This window comes from Actibacterium lipolyticum (genome assembly GCF_900184935.1).
GTDB lineage: Bacteria > Pseudomonadota > Alphaproteobacteria > Rhodobacterales > Rhodobacteraceae > Actibacterium_A > Actibacterium_A lipolyticum.
In genome coordinates, this window is record NZ_FXYE01000001.1 from 776,126 (window position 1) to 798,455 (window position 22,330).

Sequence of the window (22,330 nt, forward strand, 5' to 3'; positions counted from 1 at the left end):
ATTCCTTTGGTAGAGCGTTTGGTCAGTAAGGGGGCGGCGATGGTTTTCGCCGCCCCGACAGGATCATTCGACGGCAAGAGCCATATCAAGCAGCGCCTGACCATCTGGCACTTCTTCGACGAACGCTTTGTACGATGTATCCTGCGCAATCGCGCGCCAAGCGGCGAAATCTTCGGGCGACATCTCGGCAATCTCGACGCCTGCTTCGCTGAATACGGCTACGGATGCCGCGTCCTGCTTCTTGGCTTCTTCAAGATAATAGGCTTCGGCCTTTGCAGCACCTGCGCGCAGGGCGGCCTGTTGATCGGCTGTCAGACCGTCGAACGTGGATTTGTTCATCAAAAGAGGCTGATACATGAACCACAGCGCAACATCGCCCGCCGGGGTATAGCATTTCGCCTGCTCGTAAATCCGGTACGAAACGAACGACGAGGATGACGTGTTCGCCGCGTTCAAAACGCCGGTCTGCATCGCGTTATAGATTTCGGACGACGCCATGGATGCGATGGATGCACCTGCGCCTGCGAGCATTTGTTCAAATGCCTTACCTGCTGCGCGGGTTTGCAGGCCCACAACGTCTTCTGGCTTAGTGATACACTTCTCTTTGCCGACGAAACCGCCCGCCAGATAGCCGTGCACCAGAACCATCACGTCGTCATCCGCCATCTTCGCTTCAAGCGCTTCCATGAACGGTGATGCGCTTAGACGTGCTGCGTGGTCGTGGTTTTTCACCAGACCGGGCATCAATGTCAGGTTAAACGCGGGCTGCTGCCCACCAGCATAGCTAAGCGGCAGAACAGTCATATCCAACTGGCCGCGGCTAAGGGGTTTGTATTGCTCACGTGGTTTGAAAAGTGATTTTGAGCCGAAAATCTTGATCTCAAGATCTACGTCAGCGGCAGCGACTTCGTTCGCGACGATCTCTGCCACTTTGTGGCGGACATCTTGGTTCGACCACTGGTGTGACAGACGCAATTCGGTCGCGTGGGCCATCGTGCCCGCGGCGGCAATCGCGATCGCAGCTGCTGCGCTCAGCAATTTATGTTTCATGAATTCCTCCCAATTCATTTGTTCCCGAATTGATTCCGGGTGACGTGGGGGAGCTTCGCGATGAGTGCATCCAGAGTCAATGTTTTTGTATACAAGAATTGCGTGATTGCACATAAGGGGGCTGGGCGTTAGGACAGTAGTATGGAAATTCGTCGCGCAGATCACATCGCTGACCAGTTGGAAGAGTTCATCTTTACCGGTGCATTCGGTGACGGTGATCGCTTGGATGAAATCCGTTTGGCCGAACGGTTCGGCGTGTCGCGTACACCTGTCCGCGAAGCGTTGCAGAAACTTGTCGTTTCCGGCTTGGCCGAACAAATCCCACGTCGCGGTGTGTTTGTGCGTCAGCCCGGCCCGGTCGAACTGGTCGAAATGTTTGAAGTCATGGCCGAGATCGAAGCGATATGCGGCAGCCTTGCTGCGCGTCGTATTTCGGACACCGCGCTTGAGGCGCTGAAAAAGGCGAACGCGAATTGCCAAGCCGCCGTCGATTGCGGGGATTCAGACGCGTATTACCGCGAAAACGAAAAGTTCCATCACCTAATCTATAAGCATTCTGGCAATGGCTTTCTTGAACAAGAAGCTTTGCGCCTTCACCGCCGGCTAAAGCCGTTTCGCCGTTTGCAGCTACGCTTGCGGGGGCGCTTGGCGCAGTCGATGGCTGAACACGAGGCGATTGTTCAGGCGTTGCAAGCGGGCGATCAGGCGGGCGCCGCGGATGCGCTGCGTGGGCATGTGGCGGTTCAGGGGGAAAAGTTCCACCACCTGATGGCAAGCATTAAGACCGCAGCGGAATAAGACGGATGGCGCGGCAAGAAAGAACGCCGCGCCCCATCTTTCACAACTGCGCCTTTAGGATCATTGCTGAACTAGGCGTACCTACACTAGTTTCCGAGGATGATTAACTCTCTCAGAGTGCGCCTTGCCCTTGGCGCGGGGCTTACTGCCGTGGTTGCCGTGATCGCCAGCCTGCTGACGATCTATGGGGCGCAAGTTACGCAATCACGTTTAGGCACCGCGTTAGAAGCGCAGGCCCGCCTAGAACAGTATTCAGCGCTTTCCGTTGAACTTAGCCGGTTTGGGCTGGTTGCCACGGCGGCCGCGCAACCGGATGCGGACCCCGCACTGTGGGAAGAGCGCCTGAACGCGCAGATCGGGCTGGTGCAAGCCGCGTTTAACCGTATCGAGGCCGGGTTGGAACGTGATGTGGCGCAGGCCGAAGGGCTTGGCCTGAACGAACAATCCCGCCGCGCAAGCCGCGGCATCGTTGTGGCGCGGATGCGGGCCATCTTTGGTCCTGTCGCGAATGCGTTTTCTGATGAAAGTACAAACCGTGATCCGGCGCGTTTGCAGGCGGAACTTAACGTGTTCTCCAGCCGGTTCGCGCCGTTGTTGGGCGAACTGATTTCCGAAGACAACCGCGTGCGCCTGAATGCGTTCGAAGAGGTGGAGCAACTTCGCGGGCGGCTTGTCGGTTGGGCGGTTGGGGTGGCAGCTGCGGCGCTGGCCATTTTCGCGCTGTTCTACGTCAAAGGCGTGCGCCCCCTGTTCGCGCGGCTTGATCTGTTGCGCCGGGCCTCTCGTCAGATCGCAGAAGAAGATTTCAAGATTTCCTTGCCCGAGGGACGCCCTGACGAGGTTGACCAGCTGTTCGCCGAAACGCGGCGCATGGCGGATGCATTGGCGCAACGCAAAGCCACCGTTGAAAGCGATTGGGCCCGACTGAATGACATTATCAAAGAACGGACCGGTGAACTTGTCGAAGCCAACAACCGGCTGGCCCAAGTTGACGAAGATCGCCAAAGCTTTTTCGCGGGTTTCAGCCACGAGTTACGCACGCCCCTAACCGTTATCTTGATCGAAGCTGAACTGGGCATCAAACGCGGCGAGGCCGTCGAAGGGTTCGAAGTAATCCGGACGCGCGCCGAACGGCTGAACCGAAAGATCGACGATCTGCTGCGGTTGGCGCGGTCGGAAAACGGGCAAATCACGATCACGCCCTCCCGCTTTGATTTGGCAGAAGCCGCGAAAGAGGCAGTGACCGATATTCGCCGAATGGCTGAACGGGCCGAAATGAGCGTGGATGTTGTTGCCGATGACAATGTCTTCGTCTGCGCCGATCGCAACTGGACCCGGCAAGTGATCGAAGGGCTGATTGAAAACGCACTGCGTCACGCCAAAGTTGGCGGCAAGATCGCCGTGCGCGTGCAAGCCGACGGCGAGGTGGCGCGCTTTATGGTTATCGACAATGGCCCCGGCCTTGGCGACCTGCAGCCCCAAGAACTGTTTCGCCGGTTTGAACAGGGCCGCGATGCGACCCGCCGGGGCGGGTTTGGCTTGGGGCTTGCGTTGGCGAAGTGGGTTGTAGAAGAGCAGGGCGGTGAAATCGCTGTTCTTAGTCCGGTCCCAAGCCCACTGGCGCTAGGGGATAATCCGGGAATGCTGGCCGACGTGCGAATTCCGATGTGGAAGGAAAATTCAGATGGCTGATACAGGCCGCCCAACGGTACTGGTCGTCGATGATGACCCTGATATTGCCTCTGTCATTGTGCGGGGTTTGGAACTGCACGGGTATGACGCAATTGTCGAAGATCGCCCCGCCCAAGCGCGCGAAGCTTTCCGCCGCCCAGACATTCGTGCGGCGATTGTTGATGTGATGATCGGTATGGACAACGGGCTTGATCTGGTGCGCAAGATCAGGGCCGACGGAAACCGCAAACCCATTCTGGTGCTCAGCGCTTTGTCCGAGGTTGATGACCGCGCAAAGGGCCTGAAGGCGGGCGCGGACGATTATGTGGTGAAGCCTTTCGTGTTGGATGAGTTGGTCGCACGATTGAAGGTTCAGGAAAGCCGCATGGATGACCGTGGCGCGCTTAGTATCGTTCTTGAACGCGATACGCGCACGGTGCGGGCGGGGGAACTTTCCGTTGCGCTGACAGAACGCGAATGCGGTGTTCTTGAAATCCTGATGGAAAACGCCGGCCACACGGTGACGCGGGGCGAATTGTTCGACCGACTTTGGACAAGCGATGGGACCACATCTGAAAATATCGTTGATGTTTACGTGGGTTACCTGCGTAAAAAGCTTGCCCCCGCAGAGGCGTTCGGGGTGGAGATTAAGACCATTCGCAGCCGTGGTTTTGTGCTTTCGCCGATCGGTTCTTAGAATCTTCTTATGACATAGGTTTTGACGAAACGCGGTTAGCGCAGTCTACTCTATCTACTGACTTAACGTGAGGAGGACACGATTATGGCTTGGAAGAAACCAACACTGCGCGAAGTGAACTGCGGCATGGAAATCAACATGTATGGCCCTGCTGACGATCAGGACGGCACGCTGTTTTAATAATACCTGCGCGGAGGGTCATAGATGGCGTTCCGCGCGATCGTTTTAGGGGCTGCGGCCGGTGGCGGACTTCCCCAGTGGAATTGTGGGTGCCCGAATTGTTGTTTGGCGCGCGCAGGTAAAATACCATCACTGACGCAGTCATCACTTGCTGTTAGTGCGGATGGTCAGAACTGGGCGGTTCTAAACGCCTCACCCGATATACGAATGCAGATCGCGGCAACGCCGCAATTGCACCCGACTGATTTGCGCGAAAGCCCAATCAAGTCGGTGTTGGTCACCAATGGCGATATTGACCACGTCGCGGGCTTGCTAAGCTTGCGGGAACAACAGCCCTTTGATCTGTTCGCAACTGGAGAGATTCATTCGGTTCTGGCAGACAACCCGCTTTTTGCAGCGCTTGCCGCTGACAAAGTGCCGCGTGCGCAAGTTACGCTTGGTGCAGCCGTGGAAATCGTTCCAGGTTTGACCGCAGAGTTGTTTCCAGTGCCGGGCAAAGTTCCGCTGTACCTGGAAGGGGAAACCGTTCAGACCGATCTGGAAGGCGAGCAAACCGTTGGCGTTCATCTACGGTGCGATGGGCAGGATATCTATTACATCCCCGGCTGCGCGACTGTGACAGATCGCTTGGCCAAGCGCATCAAGGGGGCCGCGATGGTGTTCTTTGATGGCACGCTTTGGCAGGATGATGAAATGGTCTTGGCCGGGCTGGGATCGAAAACCGGGCGGCGTATGGGCCACATTTCGATGAGCGGGCCGGAGGGATCCATCGCTGTATTTGAAACCTTGGACATCGGCGAAAAGATTTTTGTTCACATGAACAACACCAACCCGGTACTGCGCCCAGACTCGCAAGAGCGCGCGGATGCTCAGGCCGCCGGGTGGCGGATCGCACAAGACGGAATGGAGATTGCGCTATGACTGCGTCGCGTGAAGAATTCGAAGCCCGCCTGCGCCAGATCGGCGCTGAGCGGTATCACGACAAGCATCCGTTCCATCACTTGTTGCATTCGGGCGGTTGCACGCCTGATCAGGTGCGCGCGTGGGTTATCAACCGATACTACTACCAATCGCGCATCCCGATGAAAGACGCCGCTTTTATGAGCCGCGTGGAAGATCCGGCGCTGCGCCGTGCGTGGCGTTCGCGCATCGAAGACCATGACGGTCGGGATGGGAATGAGGGCGGCATCCGCCGCTGGTTGCGTTTGGCCGAAGCCGTGGGGCTGAATGCGGACTATGTTGCCAGTGCCCAAGGGGTGCTGCCTGCTACACGGTTTGCTGTTGATGCTTATGTGCGCTTCGTGCGCGACAAGACGTTGCTAGAGGCGGTGGCGGCCTCGCTTACTGAACTCTTCGCGCCCAAAATTCATGCGGCGCGGATTGAGGGGTTGCTGGCCAACTATGCCTTCGCGGATGACAGCAGCCTGTCTTATTTTCGCAACCGCCTGACCGAAGCACCAAAGGATGTAGCCTTCGGTTTGGAATGGGTGCTGGATCATGCCGACACCGCCGAAAAGCAAGACGCGGCCGCCAATGCGTTGATCTTTAAGACCGATGTCTTGTGGTCACAGCTTGATGCGCTGCACAGTGCCTATGTCGACCCGGCGCGGATTCCCCCTGGTGCGTGGCAGCCTGGCACCGGCCTGATGGCGCAGGCCGCGGAATGAGCGTGGACCCAAACGAAAAACCCTTTCTTCCGCGCGGTGTCCGTTTGCATTTCGACAAGGTGCGCGATGACTGGGTGCTTTTGGCCCCTGAGCGCGCCATTCGGTTGGATGACATTGGCCTTGCCATTCTGAATGAACTGGATGGCGAACGCAGCCTGTCCATGATCGCCACTTCGCTTGCCGAAAAATACGGTGCCCCTGCAGATCAGGTGGCGACGGACTGCGTTGAATTTCTGCAGTCCCTTGTTGATCGACGTTTCGTGGAGCTGCGCCAATGACCGCAAATCCCCCCATCGCGATGTTGGCAGAATTGACGCACCGGTGCCCATTGTCATGCCCCTATTGTTCGAACCCGGTTGAACTGGCGCGGATCGATAGCGAGCTTTCGACCGAAGAGTGGGTTTCCGTTTTCCAACAGGCCGCGGCGCTGGGCGTGTTGCAGTTGCACCTGTCAGGGGGCGAACCCGCATCACGGCGCGATCTGACGGATCTGGTGAAAGCCGCGCGGGATGCTGGGCTTTACACAAACCTTATCACGTCAGGCATTGGCCTGAACGAACGGCGCTTGAAAGAGCTGGACGCCGCCGGGTTGGACCATGTGCAGCTATCGCTGCAGGGGACCGATGCGGAAATGGCCGATCGGATTGGCGGGTATAAGCGCGGGTTCGAACGAAAGATGGCCGTATCTGAATGGATCAGCGCGATCGGCTTTCCGCTGACGCTGAACTTTGTGATGCACCGCCAGAACCTTCACCAACTGGAAACGGCCATTCAGATGGCTGTTGATATGGGCGCCCGGCGGATTGAGGTAGCGACCGTTCAGTTCCACGGCTGGGCCATGCAAAACCGTAACGCCCTGATGCCAAGCCGCGATCAGGCCCGCGAAGCCAGCCGCATCGTGGCAGAGGCCCGCGCGCGCCTTAAGGGCACCCTTGTGATCGACTATGTGCCGGCGGATTATCACGCGAATTACCCCAAGCCTTGTATGGGCGGGTGGGCAAGCACCGGCATCAACGTCGCCCCCGATGGTATCGTGCTGCCGTGCCACGCGGCGCAGACCATTCCACACCTAAAGTTTGATAATGTCCGTGACCTGCCACTGGCCGAGATTTGGCACAACGGTTCTGCGTTCAATGCTTATCGTGGGACAGATTGGATGCCAGAGCCGTGCCAGTCGTGCGACCGCAAGGAAATCGACTTTGGCGGGTGCCGCTGTCAGGCGATGGCGCTTCTTGGCGACCCTGCGGCCACCGACCCTGTTTGCGTGAAATCCCCCCGCCACGAAGTTGTCGCGCAACTGGCCGAGGGGTTTTCGTCTAGCGGGTCAGACGAACTGAGCTATCGCGCGCAGCCTCCGAAACTGGAACCAACGACGCAGTAAGACGGTTCAGGGCTGTTGGCATGACGGGTTGATCAGCAGCGCCTTCAGCCCGGCGGGGAAAAGCTCAGGGCCATCATCCCGGTCCAGATCATTCAGATCGTACCAATGTGCGACACAGGCAGCGCCACTGTCTTCGTAGAATTCGACACGCTCTTGCCCATCGAATGCGCCGGCGGGAAAGGTTACCTCGAAAATGAACAGGACTTCGTGACCGGCGGAACCTTCGTGGGCGTAAAGGTTCTCCATCACCAATGGCTGGCCACGAATGACGACATCTAGCCCCAGCTCTTCTTTGAACTCGCGCAGGACGGCGACGTGCGCTGGTTCGCCAAACTCAACACTGCCGCCAAGCGGGCGCACGCCCTTAAGCTTGCCAGCGTCGTCGTAGACTTCGGATGCCAGTAACCTGCCGTTGCGCCAATGCAGGCCCAACGCCTTTACGCGGATCATCGAAGCAGGGCGCCATGTGTTCATTCGGCAGATATACCGCTGGGTCCGGCGGGGCACAATTGGCGCGCAGTTGCCTTCAAAAGTCACAGTTGCGACGGCTTGGCGCAGTTGCCTCACGAAAATGTGGGCACCTGAATGGGAAAACTTTGGGTTATGCTGTGTCGCAACTTTAGTAGGCTAAAGGCAGTGTACGTGTGACGAGTGTTTTGGGACTGAGGAAATGGCGGCGGGCCTTGCTGGCAGTCTGTTGTGCTGCCTTGGGTTTTGCGCAGCCCATTTGGGCAGAGCCGACTAAAACCGACTTTTTGGCTTTGGCGCAAAAAGGCTGGGTCTATGAGTTGCGCAACTCGGTGAAACGGCGTGACGCATCCATGCCGGCTGTACGTATCGACAGCAAGGAAATGGCCAAAGGCTCCATCTGCGTCATTGGTGAACAGCCCCACGCCATCACCCAAGGCGTACTGAGGGCATTTCAGAACTTGATCGCATCGGTCTATGGGCCGGTTGGTACGGTCACGTGGGGCGGGGCGACGGCGGCCAGCTGCCATGGGCCGCACCGGACCTATATCCGGTTGTACAGCGGGCGCCCGCCACATCACGCCTATAATCGCGATCTGCGGATGCTGGATCAGATATACCACATTGGCCTGCCGAAAGATCGGGATCAGTTCGTGCGGTCCCCGGCGCAGGCGTCTACGTTTTTTGGCCGCGAAGGGCTGGCCTCGCATTTGCTGATCAAACAACCCAGTGCGATGCCGCTTTCACCGTTAGAGCGGGGGTTCTATGCCTCCATTCTGATCGAAGAGCTGTATCAAGCTTTTTCGTTCGGCATGGATGTCTTGCACTTTGATCGTCAGAAGGCGTTCCTTTCAAAGATCGAGGAGTATCCGGTAAACCTTCGCAACCTTGATTGGGACTCTCCGCGGTTCATGCAGGGGCTGCTAACGTCGAACCCGCGTGGGCTGTGTGCATTTGATGTGTTCATGCTGCATGCCCTTGCGACGTCTGAGTTAGAGAACGTCAATTCAAACGCATTTCTAGAGTATCTGGATCACCACTTTGATGAACTGGTTCAGCAGACCCGCGCCACCGTTCAAGAACCCGAATTCGCGGGTATCATCGATAGAAACTGCATGGATGCCCCCTGATCGGCGACCAGAAAAGGTACCAAAAACTGAGTCTAATGGCTGAATTGCCTAAGCCGCCTCAACAGGCGAGCATTTGACCCACTACAGGCAAATCTGAATTTCATAATAATTGCCTTGGGAGGATCAAAAAATGGGACTTTTTTCTAGCTTGTTTGGGGGCGGCTCAACTGCCACTGCGGCCCCATCGTATAGTTCGGTTAAAATTCATCCATCAGTGGATGGCGGTGTAAAGCCCGGCGCGCCTGGATTTTCGGGCGGAACACTTAAATGCAAATGCGCGACCAATCCGGTCACGGTTGAAGTGTCGGCACAGACGGCACACAATCACGTCTGTGGATGCACCAAATGCTGGAAGCCTAAAGGCGCAATCTTTTCGCAGGTCGCCGTTGTTGGCCGTGACAGCGTCAAGGTGACATCGAACGGTGAAAAACTTGATATCGTTGACCCAAGTGCCGCGATTCAGCGCCATGCCTGCAAGGATTGCGGCGTTCATATGTATGGGCGCATCGAAAACAAAGACCACCCGTTCCACGGGCTTGATTTCGTTCATACGGAACTGTCCGATACATCCGGTTGGTCGGGCGCAGAGTTTGCAGCTTTCGTTTCTTCGATCATCGAATCCGGTGTCGATCCATCGCGGATGGATGGCATTCGGGGCCGTCTGCGCGAACTGGGGCTAGAGCCTTATGATTGCTTGTCGCCACCTTTGATGGACGCCATCGCGACGCATATCGCAAAAAGCACTGGCGCGCTGAAAGCCTAAGCTTTTCTGTGCGACAAATCGCATGATTGTGCTTGCGGTAAAAAACTGACGGCTCCGAACTTGCGAAACACTCGGATTGGTTGTTAACTCAACAACGGGAGGCAATCTGGATGTTAATGAACGCAGAATCGCAAGGTTCGGTGCCTATAAGGTCGATTCTCGTGATCGATGATCACCCGCTTTATTGTGACGCACTGGCATCGACGCTTGAACATATCTTCGAAGCGAAAACCATCAAAACAGCGACCACCCTCAGCGAAGGGTTAAAGCTGATCGGAGCACGGTTTTCGCCAGATTTGGTCATGCTTGATCTAAAGCTGCCTGATGTCACAGGAATTAGTGGTTTCTTGCGATTGAAAAGCAAAATTCCAGACGTTCCGGTCTTGGTCATTTCGGCGCTAACCTCGGTTGAGGTTATTCAGACGCTGATGACAGCTGGGGCGGCTGGGTTCATTCCAAAGGATGTTTCTGCCAAGGTGCTGCAATCTGCGCTGATTGATGTGCGCGAAGGCCGCAAATTCCTGCCGCCGGGTTACAAACAGTCCAGCCGCGAACCAACGGATGAACCGACAGCACAACAGATCGCCCAGAAAATCGCGGATCTTACACCGCAGCAAAGCCGGATCATGAAACTGATCTGTGCAGGCAAGCCCAACAAACAGATCGCCTATGAGCTTTCGCTGGCCGAGGCGACCGTGAAGGCACATATCACGGCGCTGCTGCGTCGTCTGGGTGTGCAGAACCGCACTCAGGCGGCTGTGTTGGTGGAAAGTGCCAGCCTTGAAGGGGCAGCCGGTATTTCTGACGCGGATGCTCGCGCCTTTCTAAGTCAATAATCGTGAAGGATCTGGCGCCAAACCTTCCTCAATCCGTTGGCGTTGCCGTGTCCTACGCGGCAGACGCAGCCACAGCGGTAGAGGAGGCCGTTTCCCAACTTGATGTGGATGGAACCCGGTTCATTCTGGTGTTCGTTCCCGACTGTCTGCCGCTTGACGATGTTGGGCCGGCTTTGACGCAGCACTTGTCTGCCACGTCTGTATTTGGCTGCACCACGGCGGGCCAAATCACGCCGGAAGGTTACGAAAACAACGCTCTGTTGATGATCGCCTTCCCGAAAGAGCATTTTCGCTGCTCTTCCATGTTGATCCACCCGCTTAAGCCGGTTTCGATCGAAGAAACGGCAACAAATGCGCGGCGGTTGGCGACTCAATTTCAGCGGACGGCGGAATGGAACCGGCTGGCGCTGATCTTTGCTGATGGGCTGTCCAAACAAGAAGACGTTCTTGTTGCCGCGTTAGAGGCGGGGCTGGACGATCTGCCGGTGTTTGGCGGCTCTGCCGGGAATGGGCTGAACTTTGACGAAACCTTCGTGCTGCACGCGGGCGAATTTCACACGGATGCGGCGCTTCTGATCCTGATGGAAACCGACCTGATGTTCGCGGGCATTGGGTTCGATCATTTCCTACCCACAGAAAAGCGGATGGTCGTGACGCGCACGGTTCCCGATGAACGGTTGGTGCTGGAAATCAACGGTGCACCTGCGGCGGCGGAATATGCACGGTTGATTGGCCGCGACATAGAGGACCTGTCCCCACGTGTCTTTGCCGAAAACCCGGTGCTTGTGCGCAATAACACAACCTACCACGTGCGCGGCATTCAGCAGGTGGCCGAAAACCAAGCGCTTTCGTTCCTGTCCGCGATTGATGACGGCCTGCTGCTGACCCTTGGCCGCGGGAAAGAGATTTTGCGAACGCTGGATCAGGGCCTGACCATGCCCGAGGATTTCGGCGAACAGCCTGATTTCATCCTTGGGTTCGACTGTTTCTTGCGCAAACTAGAGATTGAACAAAACCAGCTTGTCGCCCCGGCGTCTGAAATCTTGCGGGATCGGCGGGTGCTGGGGTTCAATACCTATGGCGAACAGCACTGCGGCGTTCACGTCAACCAAACCTTCGTCGGCGTGGCGTTCTTCCGGCCAAAAGAGAGGAAGTTGTTTTGATCGACCCGAGCGATCCGCTTGAACTTCAGGTCGAAAAACAGGCCAAGATAATCGAGGCCCTTCTTAAACGTGCCAACCGCGAACATGACGTTGGTGGCTCGGCCTATACGTTGTTCCAATCTGCCATCGCTTTGCAGGGCGAAGTTTGGGAAAAGACCCGCGATCTTGAACGTGCCTTGGATACGCTTGGCCAAGCGTCACACGAACTTGAAGTGGCGCGTTTCGCACGCGAGCAGACCCAGAAAAACCTAGCCGTCGCTCTGGACGTTATGGAAGGCGGCTTTGCGCTGTTCGTCGAAGAAAAGATGCAGGTCTGTAACGACCTTTTCAAAAACCTGCTGCCCGATATCGCCGAGAAGATCACGCCGGGCCTAGAGCTTGAAGAGTATTTTGACGTGCTGGATCACAGTACGTGGCTCGAAGACAACGGCGAAGGCGTGCGTCGCCCGGTTAGTGACGCGGGGCCAACGCAGGCTTCCGGGGCTGGGGCTTCCTTTGTTTTGGAGCTGCGAAATGACCGTTGGTTCCAGATCAGCCAACAGCGTACCAGCCCAGACAATATCATCGTTCTCCAGACCGAAATCACCGAAATCGTTCGCAAAAACCGAAGCGAAAAAGATCAGCTGATTGATCAGCAGGCGCATTTTTTGCAGGCCGCCTTCGACCACATGAGCCTTGGGATTTGCACCTTTTCGGCCGACGGGCGGCTGCTGTTGCATAACGCCCGTTTCGGAGAGCTTTTGGCCCTGCCGTACACGCTTGTTCAGAAGGGCACGACATTTCGGCAAATCCTTCAGTTCATTAAGAAAAATCAGCTTCTTGTGAATTTCGCCACCTATTCAGACATCGACGGCTGGATGGATCGCCTTCGCTATGACGGGTCGTTGCAAGAACGTATCCGGCACGCAAACGGGGCGGTGGTTGATTTGCATGTTCACTGGCTGCCGGACGGTGGGTTTCTGGTCAACATCATGGATGTGACTGTCGAATCCCAAACCACTGAAATGCTGGAAAAGCGCGTTGAAGAACGGACCTTCGAACTGACCGAAGCCAACAAACGCCTGCGCGCTCAGTACGAAGAACAGGCCAAAGTCGAAGAGGAACTGCGCCTTGCAAAGGAAGAGGCTGAATCAGCAGTGTCTTCCAAGACCCGCTTTTTGGCCGCGGCCAGCCACGATCTGTTGCAGCCGATCAATGCGGCCAAGCTGTTCATTTCGACCCTGATGGAGTTTTCACGCGGCACCAACCTGTCCGAAACGGTGGAACGGTTGGATGGCTCGTTCACGTCGATTGAATCGTTGCTGCACGCCTTGCTAGACATTTCGCGCCTTGATTCCACCGGGACCGAGATTTCGGTATCCGAGTTCGGGATCGGAGAGTTGCTGCACTCGGTCAAAGAAGACTACGCGCCGCTGGCCGAAAAGAAGGGTATCCGGCTGGATATTGTGCGGTCTTCGATTTGGGTGCGCAGTGATCAGCGGTATTTGCTGCGGTCGGTTCAAAACCTGATCGTCAACGCGATTCAATACACCGACACCGGTCGTGTTCTGGTTGGGTGCCGACGGCGCGGTGATGTGGTCGTGTTAGAGGTTTGGGACACCGGGATTGGGATATCGCGCAAAGATCAGAAGCGTGTGTTCAACGAATTCACACGTGCCGATAACGTTCAGTCCGGTACCGGTATGGGGCTTGGCCTTTCGATCGTGGAGCGGGCCTGTCGGCATTTGGGGCATAAGATCCACCTGCGTTCTAAGCCGAAGGTCGGTTCAGTGTTTTCCATCGAAATGCCCATCGCCGCGCGGCCCGCTGATTTGGCGGCCCCTGAACCCGCCGATGCGCGCTACACGGCCGAAGCGGAAATGGATCTGATCGTGGTGATCGTCGAAAATGATGCGGACGTTCTTTTCGCGACGACGCAGCGGCTTGAAAATTGGGGGGCCAGCGTTCTTGGCGCGTCTTCCACGTTGGAGGCGGTCGCTTTGGTGCGCGATATCGGAATGGCACCCGATATCATCCTTGCTGATTATCAGCTGGATGATGATGACACCGGAATAAAGGCGATCACGGCCCTGCGGCAAGTCACGGGGGCGGATATTCCCGCGATTATGATCACCGCCGACCGGGGCGAGTCATTGATAAGCGCCGGGGTGGAGCATGGTTTCACGGTGCTGACCAAGCCTGTGCAACTGTCCCGATTACGCCCCTTGATCGATTGGAAAACCCGGCCCGGCCCGCGCGAAGCGATACCGACTACAGACAAAAGTATCGAATGACAGGTGCCGTGGTTGCAATAGGCTTTGCTTGAATTGGGAGGGACCACCACATGCGATTTTTCGTCTATTTTCTGCTATGCGCTGGATTGTTGTTCCATGCGCCAGCGCACGCGCAGGAAACCTATGATCTGATTTTCAAAACCGGGACACTGGATGAACTTCAGCGCGATAGTAAACTGACTTATGAGCGGGCAGTGGAAACCCCCACCAAGCCCGAAGTGGCCGAGGCCGCGAATGGCAAGGTTGAGATGGTGTTCGACAGCGACGAGCTGGTGAACCTGAAATTCCTGCAAGGCGAAAAATACCGCAAAATCGGAGAGTTTCCGGCGAATGTTGGCAATCCGGTAATCATGTATTTCGTCGAAACGGTTGTGCGCGACATGGCGCAGACCGCAGGCGGAAGCCCGTTTTACATCCGCAATCGGGTGAAGGATTCGCTTGTTCAATTTGCCGAAATCGAAAGTGGCACTGCCACGTTCGATGGCGCAGAGGTTGCAGTTCAGGAAATAACCCTGCGCCCCTTCCTGAAAGACCCAAACAAGGACCGTATGAAGGGGTTTGGCGAGCTCGCGCTGACGATCACGATGTCAGATGATGTACCGGGCTGGTACCATTCGCTAAGCGCCTATGTGGATGCCGCCCCGGGTGCCGAACCGGTTTATTCCAACACGCTGACCCTGATGCCGCTGGAGCAGGTGGAATGAGCGGGCGCAAAACCCTTTGGGCTGCTTTGATGCTGCCGCTTATGGCGCTTGGCCTGAACGCGCAAAGCGTTCAGGACCGGCTGAATGACTACCCGACCGCGGCGCGGGCCGATTACGTGTTTGGGTGTATGGCCACGAACGGGCAGGGGCGCGACGTGCTGAACAAATGCGCCTGTTCGATTGATGTGATCGCCTCCATCCTACCTTACGAGAAATATGTAGAGGCAGAGACCGTGCTGTCGATGCAGCTGGTCGGCGGAGAGAGAATGGCGATCTTTCGCACGGCCCAAGCCGCAAAAGTTCTTGTCGCCGACCTGCGCCGCGCGCAGGCCGAGGCTGAAATTCTGTGCTTCTAGCTTAGCTTTGGGCGTTCTTAGGCAGGGTCTGTTCGAACACATTCCCTTCTGTGTCTTGCGCGCGAACCCTAAACGCCGGGTCGCCGTTGTCGGTGTAATCAAACCGGAAAACCGGATTTTCACTTACCGAAATCCCGCCCTCTAGGGTGAACAGCATTTCATCCCCTTGGAAGACTTCAAGCTTGTCGATGAAATGCGCAGAAATAAACAGCTGCGTTATCTGATCGCGTTGCAGCCCGGAATAGTTCGGGTGGCGGATCATGATTTGAGCCTCGCGCCGGGGCGTCGACATTTGCGGCGTGTCGCCAAAGTGCTTTAGCCGCATCTGCCCCATCGAATTCAGTGCAAGTGACGGGTCTTTCGTGGCGGGCGCGGAACACCCGCCCGATGCTTTGACAAAACGACCGTTCATGAAGTCGCCGTCAGTCGTGGTCGCGATGACGCGGACATTGGAGTATTGGTTCACGCGCACGCGCAGCTCAAAATTCAGCGGGGCCATCGCCGGGCCAAAGGTCATGTCTGCGGCCATCGGGGCGGGGTTTTCATCGATCACGACCATTGCTGACGTGATAGGCGCGGCCGTCAAATCGGTCTGCCGGATAACAATCGGAACCGTTGCAGCATCATGGGCGCGATAGGGTGCGTCGACCGTGAAAAGCGTGGCCCCGTCGGCGAGTGTGACATCCCCGATCAGATCTTCGCGCAGTTCGGTCCAACTGCCCGTATCGGTAAGTGGGTTGTCGATCACTTCCGTGGCAAAGACGGGCTGTGAAATCAGCGCGGCAAAGGTAGCGGCAACAAGGATTTTCATATTCCCAGGCTCCAATAACAACCAATATGCGGACTGCGTATGCCACAAAAATGGGCAAAAATACACTAATCCCTATGTATCTATGGTTCACGAAATCGTTGGCGCTAGCTTATTGGCGGCGGAAAGGCGGGGGACGACATGTTCGAAGCGGTGATACTTTTGTGTCTTGAAGCGGCCCCTGATAGCTGCCGTCAGGTGATGGTGCCGGGGTATGAGGCGGCCCAGCTTGCGACCTGCCAAAGCCATCTTGCGACCGCTGAGGCGCTTCGGTTCAATGGCCCGGCTGACTGCGCAGATCAGGGGCCGGTTGCTGAATTCCACGAAATTGCGGACGGCGTTTTTGCCCATCGTGGGATCATCAGTGATGCCGACAGGGCGAACAAAGGTGATGTTGCTAACATCGCCTTTGTTCTTGGCGACACCGCAATCGCGGTGATCGACAGTGGTGGTTCCCGTTTGGTTGGTGAAAAGGTGTACCGTGCGATCCGCGCAAAAAGTGGGCTGCCGATCACGCATGCCATCCTGACACATATGCACCCGGATCATATGCTTGGTGCCACGGTATTTGAGGATGCCGGCGCGCAGGTGGTGGGGCATACCAATCTTGGGCGGGCCTTGGCGGACCGTCAGGAAAGCTATCTTTCCAGTTTCGGCGGCCTGATCGGGCCGGACTTTATCGGCACGCAGGTTCCCGCAACGGATATCGAAGTTGCGCAAACCCTTTCTGTTGATCTGGGCGGGCGCACTCTGGAACTGACAGCGTGGCGGCAGGCACATACCAGCACCGATCTAACAGTGCGCGACAGTAAGACGGGTGTGCTATTTTCAGGTGATCTGGTCTTTGCGGAACACGCGCCAGCGCTGGATGGGTCATTGGTTGGCTGGCAAAGTGTCTTGGATGAACTGGTGTCGCAACCGGCGTCGGGTGTGGTGCCCGGGCATGGTGGCCCGTATCTGCCCTGGCCCCAAGCAGCGGCGATGTTGCAGCATTATTTGGATGTGTTGGCGCAGGAAACGCGCGCCGCAATCGCGGCCGGTGAAAGCCTTGGGAATGCGGTTGAGCATATCGCAGAGGGCGAAGCGGAAAATTGGCAGTTGTTCGACCTGTTCAATCCCCGAAACGCAACGGTCGCCTACACCGAGCTTGAGTGGGAATAGCTATTGCGGGGCGACCTGCAAAAGCGATTGGGCAATCGCATAGATGCGTTTTTCCAACAGAACCGGGGTTTCACAGACATAGGTAAGCGATTTGGCGCGATCCCGATAAATCCGTTCGTCCCAGTCCAGCTTTTCTTCCAGTTCGTCGACCTTGTCGAAGTCCGGTTCGCTGGCGGCCATCAGTGTGGTCATCTGACTGCGCGTGTCGTCGATCTGTTGCGACAGCGCGAGCTGCGAGATCGAGTATTTTCCGATTCCCTGAATAATCGCCTTACGGTCTTGGCCAAGTTTGTCGAACACGCGTTTGAAAACATTGCCCAGCAAATCGATCGTCAGATCTGGCGTATCGGCGGCGAAGTCCCGGATCAGCTGATCCGCTTCTTCCAACGTGACGCGGCGAAGTGAAAGCCGGTCAACAAGGTCGTTGACCTGCGCGGCTTGATCGCCCGACAATTTGATATCTGGCACCGGGTGTGGCCACATAATGCCAAGGGAAAGATCCTCGACCTTGCGCTGAATGCACGGCCAAGTCGGGTCCGAAAAGTCAGCCGCTTGGGCCGGCGCCGCAAGGGCGGCACAGGATATAGCCAGACAGATGGCGGTCTTTCGCAGCATGATGTTCCTCCCGCATACCATTGTATTCACAATGCACGCAGAGTCCACGAAGCCGAACACAGCCTAATGTCTTAATTGTGCGTTTGAGGTCGGCATTTATAGTTTTCTTAATCGCCGCTATGAGCGTGGAAGATTTACTTATTTAGGGAGGACGCCAATGCGCACACGCGCTGCAGTGGCTGTTGAAGCTGGTAAACCGCTAGAGGTGATGGAAGTTAATCTTGAAGGGCCGCGCGAAGGTGAGGTTCTGGTAGAGATCAAGGCGACAGGCCTTTGCCACACTGATGAATTCACACGTTCCGGTGCTGACCCCGAAGGGTTGTTTCCTGCGATTCTGGGCCACGAAGGTGCCGGCGTCGTTCTGGAATGCGGGCCGGGTGTGACCACGTTGAAGCCAGGCGATCACGTGATTCCGCTTTACACGCCAGAGTGTCGGGAATGCGAATACTGTCTGAACCCGAAAACCAACCTGTGTCAGTCGATCCGCACGACGCAGGGGCAGGGGCTTATGCCCGACGGGACCAGCCGTTTTTCGATGTTGGATGGCACGCCGATCCTGCACTACATGGGCTGTTCGACCTTTGCGAACCACACCGTGATGCCAGAAATCGCATTGGCAAAAGTGCGCGATGACGCGCCGTTCGACAAGATTTGCTATATCGGTTGTGGCGTGACCACCGGCATTGGCGCAGTGATCAACACGGCTAAGGTCGAAATCGGGTCGCGCGGTATCGTGTTTGGCCTTGGCGGCATTGGTCTGAACGTTATTCAGGGGCTCCGCCTTGCTGGTGCGGATCAGATCGTTGGTGTCGACCTGAACGACGAAAAGATCCCGATGGCTAAGCATTTCGGCATGACCGATTTTGTGAACCCCAGCAAAGTAGATGGCGACCTTGTGGCCCATCTGGTTGAGCTGACGAACGGCGGCGCGGATTACACGTTTGATGCGACAGGCAACGTTGGCGTCATGCGGACTGCACTGGAAGCAGCACACAAAGGGTGGGGCGAAAGCATCATCATCGGTGTGGCTCCCGCTGGCGCAGAAATCAGCACGCGGCCCTTCCAACTGGTCACCGGCCGCAGCTGGCGCGGCACCGCGTTTGGCGGCGCACGCGGGCGCACAGACGTACCCAAGATCGTTGACTGGTACATGGACGGCAAGATCGAGATCGATCCGATGATCACGCACACGCTTACGCTGGACGAGATCAATAAAGGTTTCGACCTGATGCACGAAGGCAAAAGCATCAGAGCGGTCGTGGTGTATTAAGGGGTTGAACATGGAAATCGTGTCGCAAAACAAATGTTTCGGAGGGGTGCAGACAGTGTACTCGCATCCGTCTGAAACCTGTGGCGTCGACATGACGTTCGCTGTGTTCATGCCTCCGCAGGCGCGCAAGCAGTCGGTCCCGCTTCTTTGGTATCTGTCGGGGCTGACCTGTAACCACGAAAACGCCATGACGAAGGGCGGTTTTCAGCGCTACGCGGCAGAGCACGGTCTGGCCGTTGTTTTCCCGGACACCTCTCCGCGAGGAGAGGGCGTTTCGGATGATAACGCTTACGACCTTGGGCAAGGTGCTGGGTTTTACGTCAATGCCACACGTGCGCCTTGGAAGCCGCATTTCCAGATGTACGATTACATCGTCAACGAACTGCGCGAGAAGCTGCAAGAAGCTTTGCCCATCAATGGCCGTCACGGAATTACCGGTCATTCGATGGGCGGGCACGGGGCGCTGACAATCGCACTGCGCAACCCATCGCTTTATGAATCGGTTTCAGCGTTTGCACCGATTGCGAACCCCACGCAGTCAGATTGGGGGCGCAAACAACTAAGCGCTTACCTGGGCGATGATGAGGCAAGCTGGGCCAGCTACGACGCGTCCATTTTGCTGAATGATCTGGGGTGGAAGGGCGACATTCTGATTGATCAAGGGGCCGACGACCAATTCCTTGATCTGCTGCGCCCCGAAGCGCTGACAGATGTCATCGCGAAGAAACGCCAACCTGCAATGATCCGAATGCAGGATGGATATGACCATAGCTACTTTTTCGTTTCGTCGTTCGCCGAAGATCATGTCGCTTGGCATGCGGAACGGCTGCACGGAAACGGAAACTAAGAAAGGTACATGATGAAGTTTAAGGTTCTGGGATCTGCTTGCGCCCTGATCGTAACGGCGAACATGGCGATGGCCACGGATGCAACTGCCACCGAAGAGGCCGCAGCGGCCGAAGAGGTGACGTTTGAAATTACGGGTGACGCTGCCGCCGGTGAAAAGGTTTTCCGCAAATGTAAGGCATGCCATGCCGTTGGCCCTGATGCGAAACCCAAAGCTGGCCCTGTGTTGAACGGCATTGTCGGCCGCGTCGCTGGCAGCATCGAAGGCTTTGGCTATTCCGATGCGATGGTGGCCGCTGGTGCGGACGAGGGCGTGATCTGGTCGCCTGAGAGCCTGGATGCATTCCTTCTTAAGCCCAAAGAGTTTGTCGAGGGCACCAAGATGTCATTCGCGGGTCTTCGTAAAGAGGACGATCGCGTCAACCTGATCGCTTATCTGGCGAGCTTTGAAACCGAATAAGGAGGCTGAATTACTGAACCTGCATCCGTCCGGGGGAGAGCTGTGGGGGGATGCACGTCGGCGATACCAAGTGCGTGAAGTTGCAAAGAGTCTTTTTAAAAGTCCGTCGTGTGCTTGGAAATTTTAAACTATCCAAAAGGGAGTTGGAAATGAAGAAGCTACTTGCTTTGACCTCTGCACTTGCCTTGTTCTCGGCCGGATCGGCCATGGCGAACTCGGAACTGCAGACAATGATGGAAGACCCAAATCAGTGGGTCATTCAGACCGGTGACTACAAGAACCAACGGTATTCTGCCCTAGATCAGATCAACAAAGACAATGTCGGCGACTTGCAGGTTGCTTGGACATTCTCGACAGGTGTTCTGCGCGGGCATGAAGGTTCGCCACTTGTTATCGGCAATGTGATGTATGTGCATACACCGTTCCCGAACATCGTCTACGCGCTGGACCTTGCCAACGAGGGCAAGATCATCTGGAAGTACGAGCCTAAGCAGGATCCGGACGTTATTCCGGTGATGTGCTGTGACACCGTGAACCGTGGTGTCGCTTATTCCGATGGCAAAATCTATCTGCATCAGGCTGACACGACTGTTGTTGCCCTGAACGCCGACACCGGCGCAGTAGAGTGGAGCGTCAAGAACGGCGACCCAGCAATCGGTGAAACCAACACTGCAACCGTTCTTCCGGTGAAAGACAAAGTGATTGTCGGCATCTCGGGCGGTGAATTCGGTGTTCGTGGTTCGGTTACGGCCTATAACTCGGCTGACGGTTCGCTTGCATGGCGCGCCTATTCCATGGGCCCAGACAGCGACATCCTGGTTGATCCAGCAACAACGACCCACCTGGGTACGCCTGTTGGTGAAAACTCTGGTACGAACACCTGGGAAGGTGACCAGTGGATGATCGGTGGCGGTACGACTTGGGGTTGGTATTCCTATGATGCCGAAGAAAACCTCATCTACTACGGCACTGGTAACCCATCCACTTGGAACCCTGCACAGCGCCCTGGTGACAACCGTTGGTCCATGACCATCATGGCCCGCGATGCGGACACTGGTATGGCGAAATGGTTCTATCAGATGACCCCTCATGATGAGTGGGACTATGATGGCATCAACGAGATGATCCTGACCGAGCAAGACATCGACGGGACATCGCGCAAACTGCTGACACACTTCGACCGTAACGGTTTCGGCTATACGCTGGATCGTGTGTCGGGTGAGCTGTTGGTTGCTGAAAAGTTCGACCCAAAGGTCAACTGGGCAACCGAGGTGAACATGGATCCAAACTCGGATCAGTATGGTCGCCCACAGGTCGTAGCTGACTATTCGACCGAGCAGAATGGCGAAGACGTAAACTCTACCAACATCTGCCCGGCCGCTCTTGGCTCTAAAGACCAACAGCCAGCTGCATACTCGCCTGAAACTGAACTGTTCTACGTTCCTACAAACCACGTTTGCATGGACTACGAGCCGTTCCGCGTCAGCTATACCGCTGGTCAGCCTTACGTTGGTGCAACGCTTGCGATGTACCCAGCTGGCGACAGCCACGGTGGCATGGGTAACTTCATCGCTTGGGACAACGTCGCAGGTGAGATCAAGTGGTCCATCCCCGAGCAGTTCTCGGTATGGTCCGGTGCTCTGGCAACTGCTGGTGACGTCGTATTCTACGGCACACTGGAAGGTTACCTGAAGGCTGTTGATGCAGCGACGGGCGAAGAACTTTACAAGTTCAAAACCCCATCCGGCATCATCGGTAACGTGATGACCTACACCCAAGGCGACAAGCAGTACGTTGCCATCCTGTCGGGTGTTGGCGGTTGGGCCGGTATCGGTCTGGCAGCTGGTCTTACAAACCCGAACGACGGTCTGGGTGCTGTGGGCGGTTACGCCGCGCTTAGCGACTATACCGCGCTTGGTGGTCAACTGACTGTGTTCGCCCTGCCGAACTAATCGGTAATACTTGAACCAAAGCTAAGGATTGGCGCAGTTTCGACTGTGCCAATCCGATCTTTGAACTCCAGAGGAAAGTCG

Annotated in this window: 24 protein-coding genes; 20 read left to right on the forward strand and 4 right to left on the reverse strand. The window is 56.4% G+C overall.

Annotation, left to right across the window (positions count from 1 at the left end; genetic code table 11):
- Positions 1-63: 63 nt before the first annotated feature.
- Positions 64-1,050, reverse strand: coding sequence for a TRAP transporter substrate-binding protein DctP (dctP, locus tag COL8621_RS03810; RefSeq protein WP_093966897.1), 987 nt, complete (start codon positions 1,048-1,050; stop codon positions 64-66).
- Positions 1,051-1,191: 141 nt separating this feature from the next.
- Here dctP and COL8621_RS03815 point away from each other — a divergent pair, with 141 nt between their 5' ends.
- The 8 genes from COL8621_RS03815 to pqqE all read left to right on the forward strand — a co-directional run bounded on the left by COL8621_RS03815 (position 1,192) and on the right by pqqE (position 7,444).
- Positions 1,192-1,848, forward strand: coding sequence for a GntR family transcriptional regulator (locus COL8621_RS03815; RefSeq protein WP_093965983.1), 657 nt, complete (start codon positions 1,192-1,194; stop codon positions 1,846-1,848).
- A 99-nt stretch (positions 1,849-1,947) separates the two neighbouring features.
- Positions 1,948-3,540: a sensor histidine kinase gene (locus tag COL8621_RS03820; RefSeq protein ID WP_093965984.1), complete on the forward strand. Its 1,593-nt coding sequence runs from the start codon at positions 1,948-1,950 to the stop codon at positions 3,538-3,540.
- A complete protein-coding gene (locus COL8621_RS03825; protein WP_093965985.1) occupies positions 3,533-4,216 on the forward strand; it encodes a response regulator transcription factor in 684 nt (227 codons plus the stop codon). Before COL8621_RS03820 ends, COL8621_RS03825 begins: the two co-directional genes overlap by 8 nt.
- Positions 4,217-4,300: 84 nt before the next feature.
- Positions 4,301-4,396: a pyrroloquinoline quinone precursor peptide PqqA gene (pqqA, locus tag COL8621_RS03830; protein ID WP_093965986.1), complete on the forward strand. Its 96-nt coding sequence runs from the start codon at positions 4,301-4,303 to the stop codon at positions 4,394-4,396.
- Between the two features lie 24 nt (positions 4,397-4,420).
- On the forward strand, positions 4,421-5,317 hold the full coding sequence (pqqB, locus tag COL8621_RS03835; RefSeq protein WP_093965987.1) for a pyrroloquinoline quinone biosynthesis protein PqqB: 897 nt from the start codon (positions 4,421-4,423) through the stop codon (positions 5,315-5,317).
- The gene (gene pqqC / locus COL8621_RS03840; RefSeq protein ID WP_093965988.1) at positions 5,314-6,063 is read left to right on the forward strand and encodes a pyrroloquinoline-quinone synthase PqqC; all 750 of its coding nucleotides are present in this window, start codon (positions 5,314-5,316) and stop codon (positions 6,061-6,063) included. Before pqqB ends, pqqC begins: the two co-directional genes overlap by 4 nt.
- Positions 6,060-6,341 (forward strand): pyrroloquinoline quinone biosynthesis peptide chaperone PqqD, encoded by a 282-nt coding sequence (pqqD, locus tag COL8621_RS03845; protein ID WP_093965989.1) that lies wholly within the window; start codon positions 6,060-6,062, stop codon positions 6,339-6,341. The genes pqqC and pqqD overlap by 4 nt, the downstream gene beginning before the upstream one ends.
- Positions 6,338-7,444, forward strand: coding sequence for a pyrroloquinoline quinone biosynthesis protein PqqE (pqqE, locus tag COL8621_RS03850; RefSeq protein ID WP_093965990.1), 1,107 nt, complete (start codon positions 6,338-6,340; stop codon positions 7,442-7,444). The genes pqqD and pqqE overlap by 4 nt, the downstream gene beginning before the upstream one ends.
- Positions 7,445-7,450: 6 nt before the next feature.
- Here pqqE and COL8621_RS03855 read toward each other — a convergent pair whose 3' ends face one another.
- Entirely contained in the window at positions 7,451-7,918 is a 468-nt protein-coding gene (locus COL8621_RS03855; protein ID WP_093965991.1) for an NUDIX hydrolase, read from the reverse strand.
- Between the two features lie 209 nt (positions 7,919-8,127).
- Between COL8621_RS03855 and COL8621_RS03860 the strand changes: the two genes are divergently transcribed.
- The 7 genes from COL8621_RS03860 (at position 8,128) to COL8621_RS03890 (ending at position 15,137) form a co-directional block, all read left to right on the forward strand.
- Positions 8,128-9,042, forward strand: coding sequence for a hypothetical protein (locus COL8621_RS03860; protein WP_141137826.1), 915 nt, complete (start codon positions 8,128-8,130; stop codon positions 9,040-9,042).
- Positions 9,043-9,172: 130 nt separating this feature from the next.
- Complete coding sequence (gene gfa, locus COL8621_RS03865) at positions 9,173-9,805, forward strand: S-(hydroxymethyl)glutathione synthase (protein WP_093965993.1); 633 nt, start codon at positions 9,173-9,175, stop codon at positions 9,803-9,805.
- 161 nt (positions 9,806-9,966) lie between these two features.
- Positions 9,967-10,641: a LuxR C-terminal-related transcriptional regulator gene (locus COL8621_RS03870; protein ID WP_306345707.1), complete on the forward strand. Its 675-nt coding sequence runs from the start codon at positions 9,967-9,969 to the stop codon at positions 10,639-10,641.
- 2 nt (positions 10,642-10,643) lie between these two features.
- Positions 10,644-11,804: an FIST N-terminal domain-containing protein gene (locus COL8621_RS03875; protein ID WP_235823723.1), complete on the forward strand. Its 1,161-nt coding sequence runs from the start codon at positions 10,644-10,646 to the stop codon at positions 11,802-11,804.
- The gene (locus COL8621_RS03880) at positions 11,801-14,077 is read left to right on the forward strand and encodes an ATP-binding response regulator (RefSeq protein WP_093965995.1); all 2,277 of its coding nucleotides are present in this window, start codon (positions 11,801-11,803) and stop codon (positions 14,075-14,077) included. Before COL8621_RS03875 ends, COL8621_RS03880 begins: the two co-directional genes overlap by 4 nt.
- A gap of 50 nt (positions 14,078-14,127) precedes the next feature.
- Positions 14,128-14,781, forward strand: a complete 654-nt coding sequence (locus tag COL8621_RS03885) for a hypothetical protein (RefSeq protein WP_093965996.1) — start codon at positions 14,128-14,130, stop codon at positions 14,779-14,781.
- A 29-nt stretch (positions 14,782-14,810) separates the two neighbouring features.
- Positions 14,811-15,137: a hypothetical protein gene (locus COL8621_RS03890; protein WP_093966899.1), complete on the forward strand. Its 327-nt coding sequence runs from the start codon at positions 14,811-14,813 to the stop codon at positions 15,135-15,137.
- Position 15,138: 1 nt separating this feature from the next.
- Here the strand turns inward: COL8621_RS03890 and COL8621_RS03895 are convergent, their stop codons facing one another.
- Positions 15,139-15,948, reverse strand: coding sequence for a quinoprotein dehydrogenase-associated SoxYZ-like carrier (locus COL8621_RS03895; RefSeq protein ID WP_093965997.1), 810 nt, complete (start codon positions 15,946-15,948; stop codon positions 15,139-15,141).
- Positions 15,949-16,086: 138 nt separating this feature from the next.
- On the opposite strand from COL8621_RS03895, the gene COL8621_RS03900 reads away from it, so the two are divergent.
- The gene (locus COL8621_RS03900) at positions 16,087-17,106 is read left to right on the forward strand and encodes a quinoprotein relay system zinc metallohydrolase 2 (RefSeq protein WP_093965998.1); all 1,020 of its coding nucleotides are present in this window, start codon (positions 16,087-16,089) and stop codon (positions 17,104-17,106) included.
- Here COL8621_RS03900 and COL8621_RS03905 read toward each other — a convergent pair whose 3' ends face one another.
- Complete coding sequence (locus tag COL8621_RS03905; RefSeq protein ID WP_093965999.1) at positions 17,107-17,721, reverse strand: hypothetical protein; 615 nt, start codon at positions 17,719-17,721, stop codon at positions 17,107-17,109.
- A gap of 157 nt (positions 17,722-17,878) precedes the next feature.
- Here COL8621_RS03905 and COL8621_RS03910 point away from each other — a divergent pair, with 157 nt between their 5' ends.
- The 4 genes from COL8621_RS03910 to xoxF5 all read left to right on the forward strand — a co-directional run bounded on the left by COL8621_RS03910 (position 17,879) and on the right by xoxF5 (position 22,249).
- Positions 17,879-18,991, forward strand: coding sequence for an S-(hydroxymethyl)glutathione dehydrogenase/class III alcohol dehydrogenase (locus COL8621_RS03910; RefSeq protein ID WP_093966000.1), 1,113 nt, complete (start codon positions 17,879-17,881; stop codon positions 18,989-18,991).
- A gap of 10 nt (positions 18,992-19,001) precedes the next feature.
- The gene (fghA, locus tag COL8621_RS03915; RefSeq protein ID WP_093966001.1) at positions 19,002-19,838 is read left to right on the forward strand and encodes an S-formylglutathione hydrolase; all 837 of its coding nucleotides are present in this window, start codon (positions 19,002-19,004) and stop codon (positions 19,836-19,838) included.
- Between the two features lie 9 nt (positions 19,839-19,847).
- Positions 19,848-20,297, forward strand: coding sequence for a c-type cytochrome (locus COL8621_RS03920; protein ID WP_235823724.1), 450 nt, complete (start codon positions 19,848-19,850; stop codon positions 20,295-20,297).
- Positions 20,298-20,446: 149 nt separating this feature from the next.
- On the forward strand, positions 20,447-22,249 hold the full coding sequence (xoxF5, locus tag COL8621_RS03925; RefSeq protein ID WP_093966002.1) for a lanthanide-dependent methanol dehydrogenase XoxF5: 1,803 nt from the start codon (positions 20,447-20,449) through the stop codon (positions 22,247-22,249).
- Positions 22,250-22,330 lie beyond the last annotated feature (81 nt).

What these genes read in the sequence shown, in the direction of transcription:
- COL8621_RS03855 (WP_093965991.1), bottom strand. Translation starts at nt 7,918, where the DNA reads ATGAACACATGGCGCCCTGCTTCGATGATCCGCGTAAAGGCGTTGGGC.
- pqqD (WP_093965989.1), top strand. Translation starts at nt 6,060, where the DNA reads ATGAGCGTGGACCCAAACGAAAAACCCTTTCTTCCGCGCGGTGTCCGT.
- gfa (WP_093965993.1), top strand. Translation starts at nt 9,173, where the DNA reads ATGGGACTTTTTTCTAGCTTGTTTGGGGGCGGCTCAACTGCCACTGCG.
- COL8621_RS03815 (WP_093965983.1), top strand. Translation starts at nt 1,192, where the DNA reads ATGGAAATTCGTCGCGCAGATCACATCGCTGACCAGTTGGAAGAGTTC.
- COL8621_RS03820 (WP_093965984.1), top strand. Translation starts at nt 1,948, where the DNA reads ATGATTAACTCTCTCAGAGTGCGCCTTGCCCTTGGCGCGGGGCTTACT.
- fghA (WP_093966001.1), top strand. Translation starts at nt 19,002, where the DNA reads ATGGAAATCGTGTCGCAAAACAAATGTTTCGGAGGGGTGCAGACAGTG.
- pqqE (WP_093965990.1), top strand. Translation starts at nt 6,338, where the DNA reads ATGACCGCAAATCCCCCCATCGCGATGTTGGCAGAATTGACGCACCGG.
- COL8621_RS03920 (WP_235823724.1), top strand. Translation starts at nt 19,848, where the DNA reads ATGATGAAGTTTAAGGTTCTGGGATCTGCTTGCGCCCTGATCGTAACG.
- COL8621_RS03825 (WP_093965985.1), top strand. Translation starts at nt 3,533, where the DNA reads ATGGCTGATACAGGCCGCCCAACGGTACTGGTCGTCGATGATGACCCT.
- COL8621_RS03895 (WP_093965997.1), bottom strand. Translation starts at nt 15,948, where the DNA reads ATGAAAATCCTTGTTGCCGCTACCTTTGCCGCGCTGATTTCACAGCCC.
- COL8621_RS03885 (WP_093965996.1), top strand. Translation starts at nt 14,128, where the DNA reads ATGCGATTTTTCGTCTATTTTCTGCTATGCGCTGGATTGTTGTTCCAT.
- dctP (WP_093966897.1), bottom strand. Translation starts at nt 1,050, where the DNA reads ATGAAACATAAATTGCTGAGCGCAGCAGCTGCGATCGCGATTGCCGCC.
- pqqB (WP_093965987.1), top strand. Translation starts at nt 4,421, where the DNA reads ATGGCGTTCCGCGCGATCGTTTTAGGGGCTGCGGCCGGTGGCGGACTT.
- pqqC (WP_093965988.1), top strand. Translation starts at nt 5,314, where the DNA reads ATGACTGCGTCGCGTGAAGAATTCGAAGCCCGCCTGCGCCAGATCGGC.
- COL8621_RS03900 (WP_093965998.1), top strand. Translation starts at nt 16,087, where the DNA reads ATGTTCGAAGCGGTGATACTTTTGTGTCTTGAAGCGGCCCCTGATAGC.
- COL8621_RS03910 (WP_093966000.1), top strand. Translation starts at nt 17,879, where the DNA reads ATGCGCACACGCGCTGCAGTGGCTGTTGAAGCTGGTAAACCGCTAGAG.
- pqqA (WP_093965986.1), top strand. Translation starts at nt 4,301, where the DNA reads ATGGCTTGGAAGAAACCAACACTGCGCGAAGTGAACTGCGGCATGGAA.
- COL8621_RS03890 (WP_093966899.1), top strand. Translation starts at nt 14,811, where the DNA reads ATGCTGCCGCTTATGGCGCTTGGCCTGAACGCGCAAAGCGTTCAGGAC.
- xoxF5 (WP_093966002.1), top strand. Translation starts at nt 20,447, where the DNA reads ATGAAGAAGCTACTTGCTTTGACCTCTGCACTTGCCTTGTTCTCGGCC.
- COL8621_RS03905 (WP_093965999.1), bottom strand. Translation starts at nt 17,721, where the DNA reads ATGCTGCGAAAGACCGCCATCTGTCTGGCTATATCCTGTGCCGCCCTT.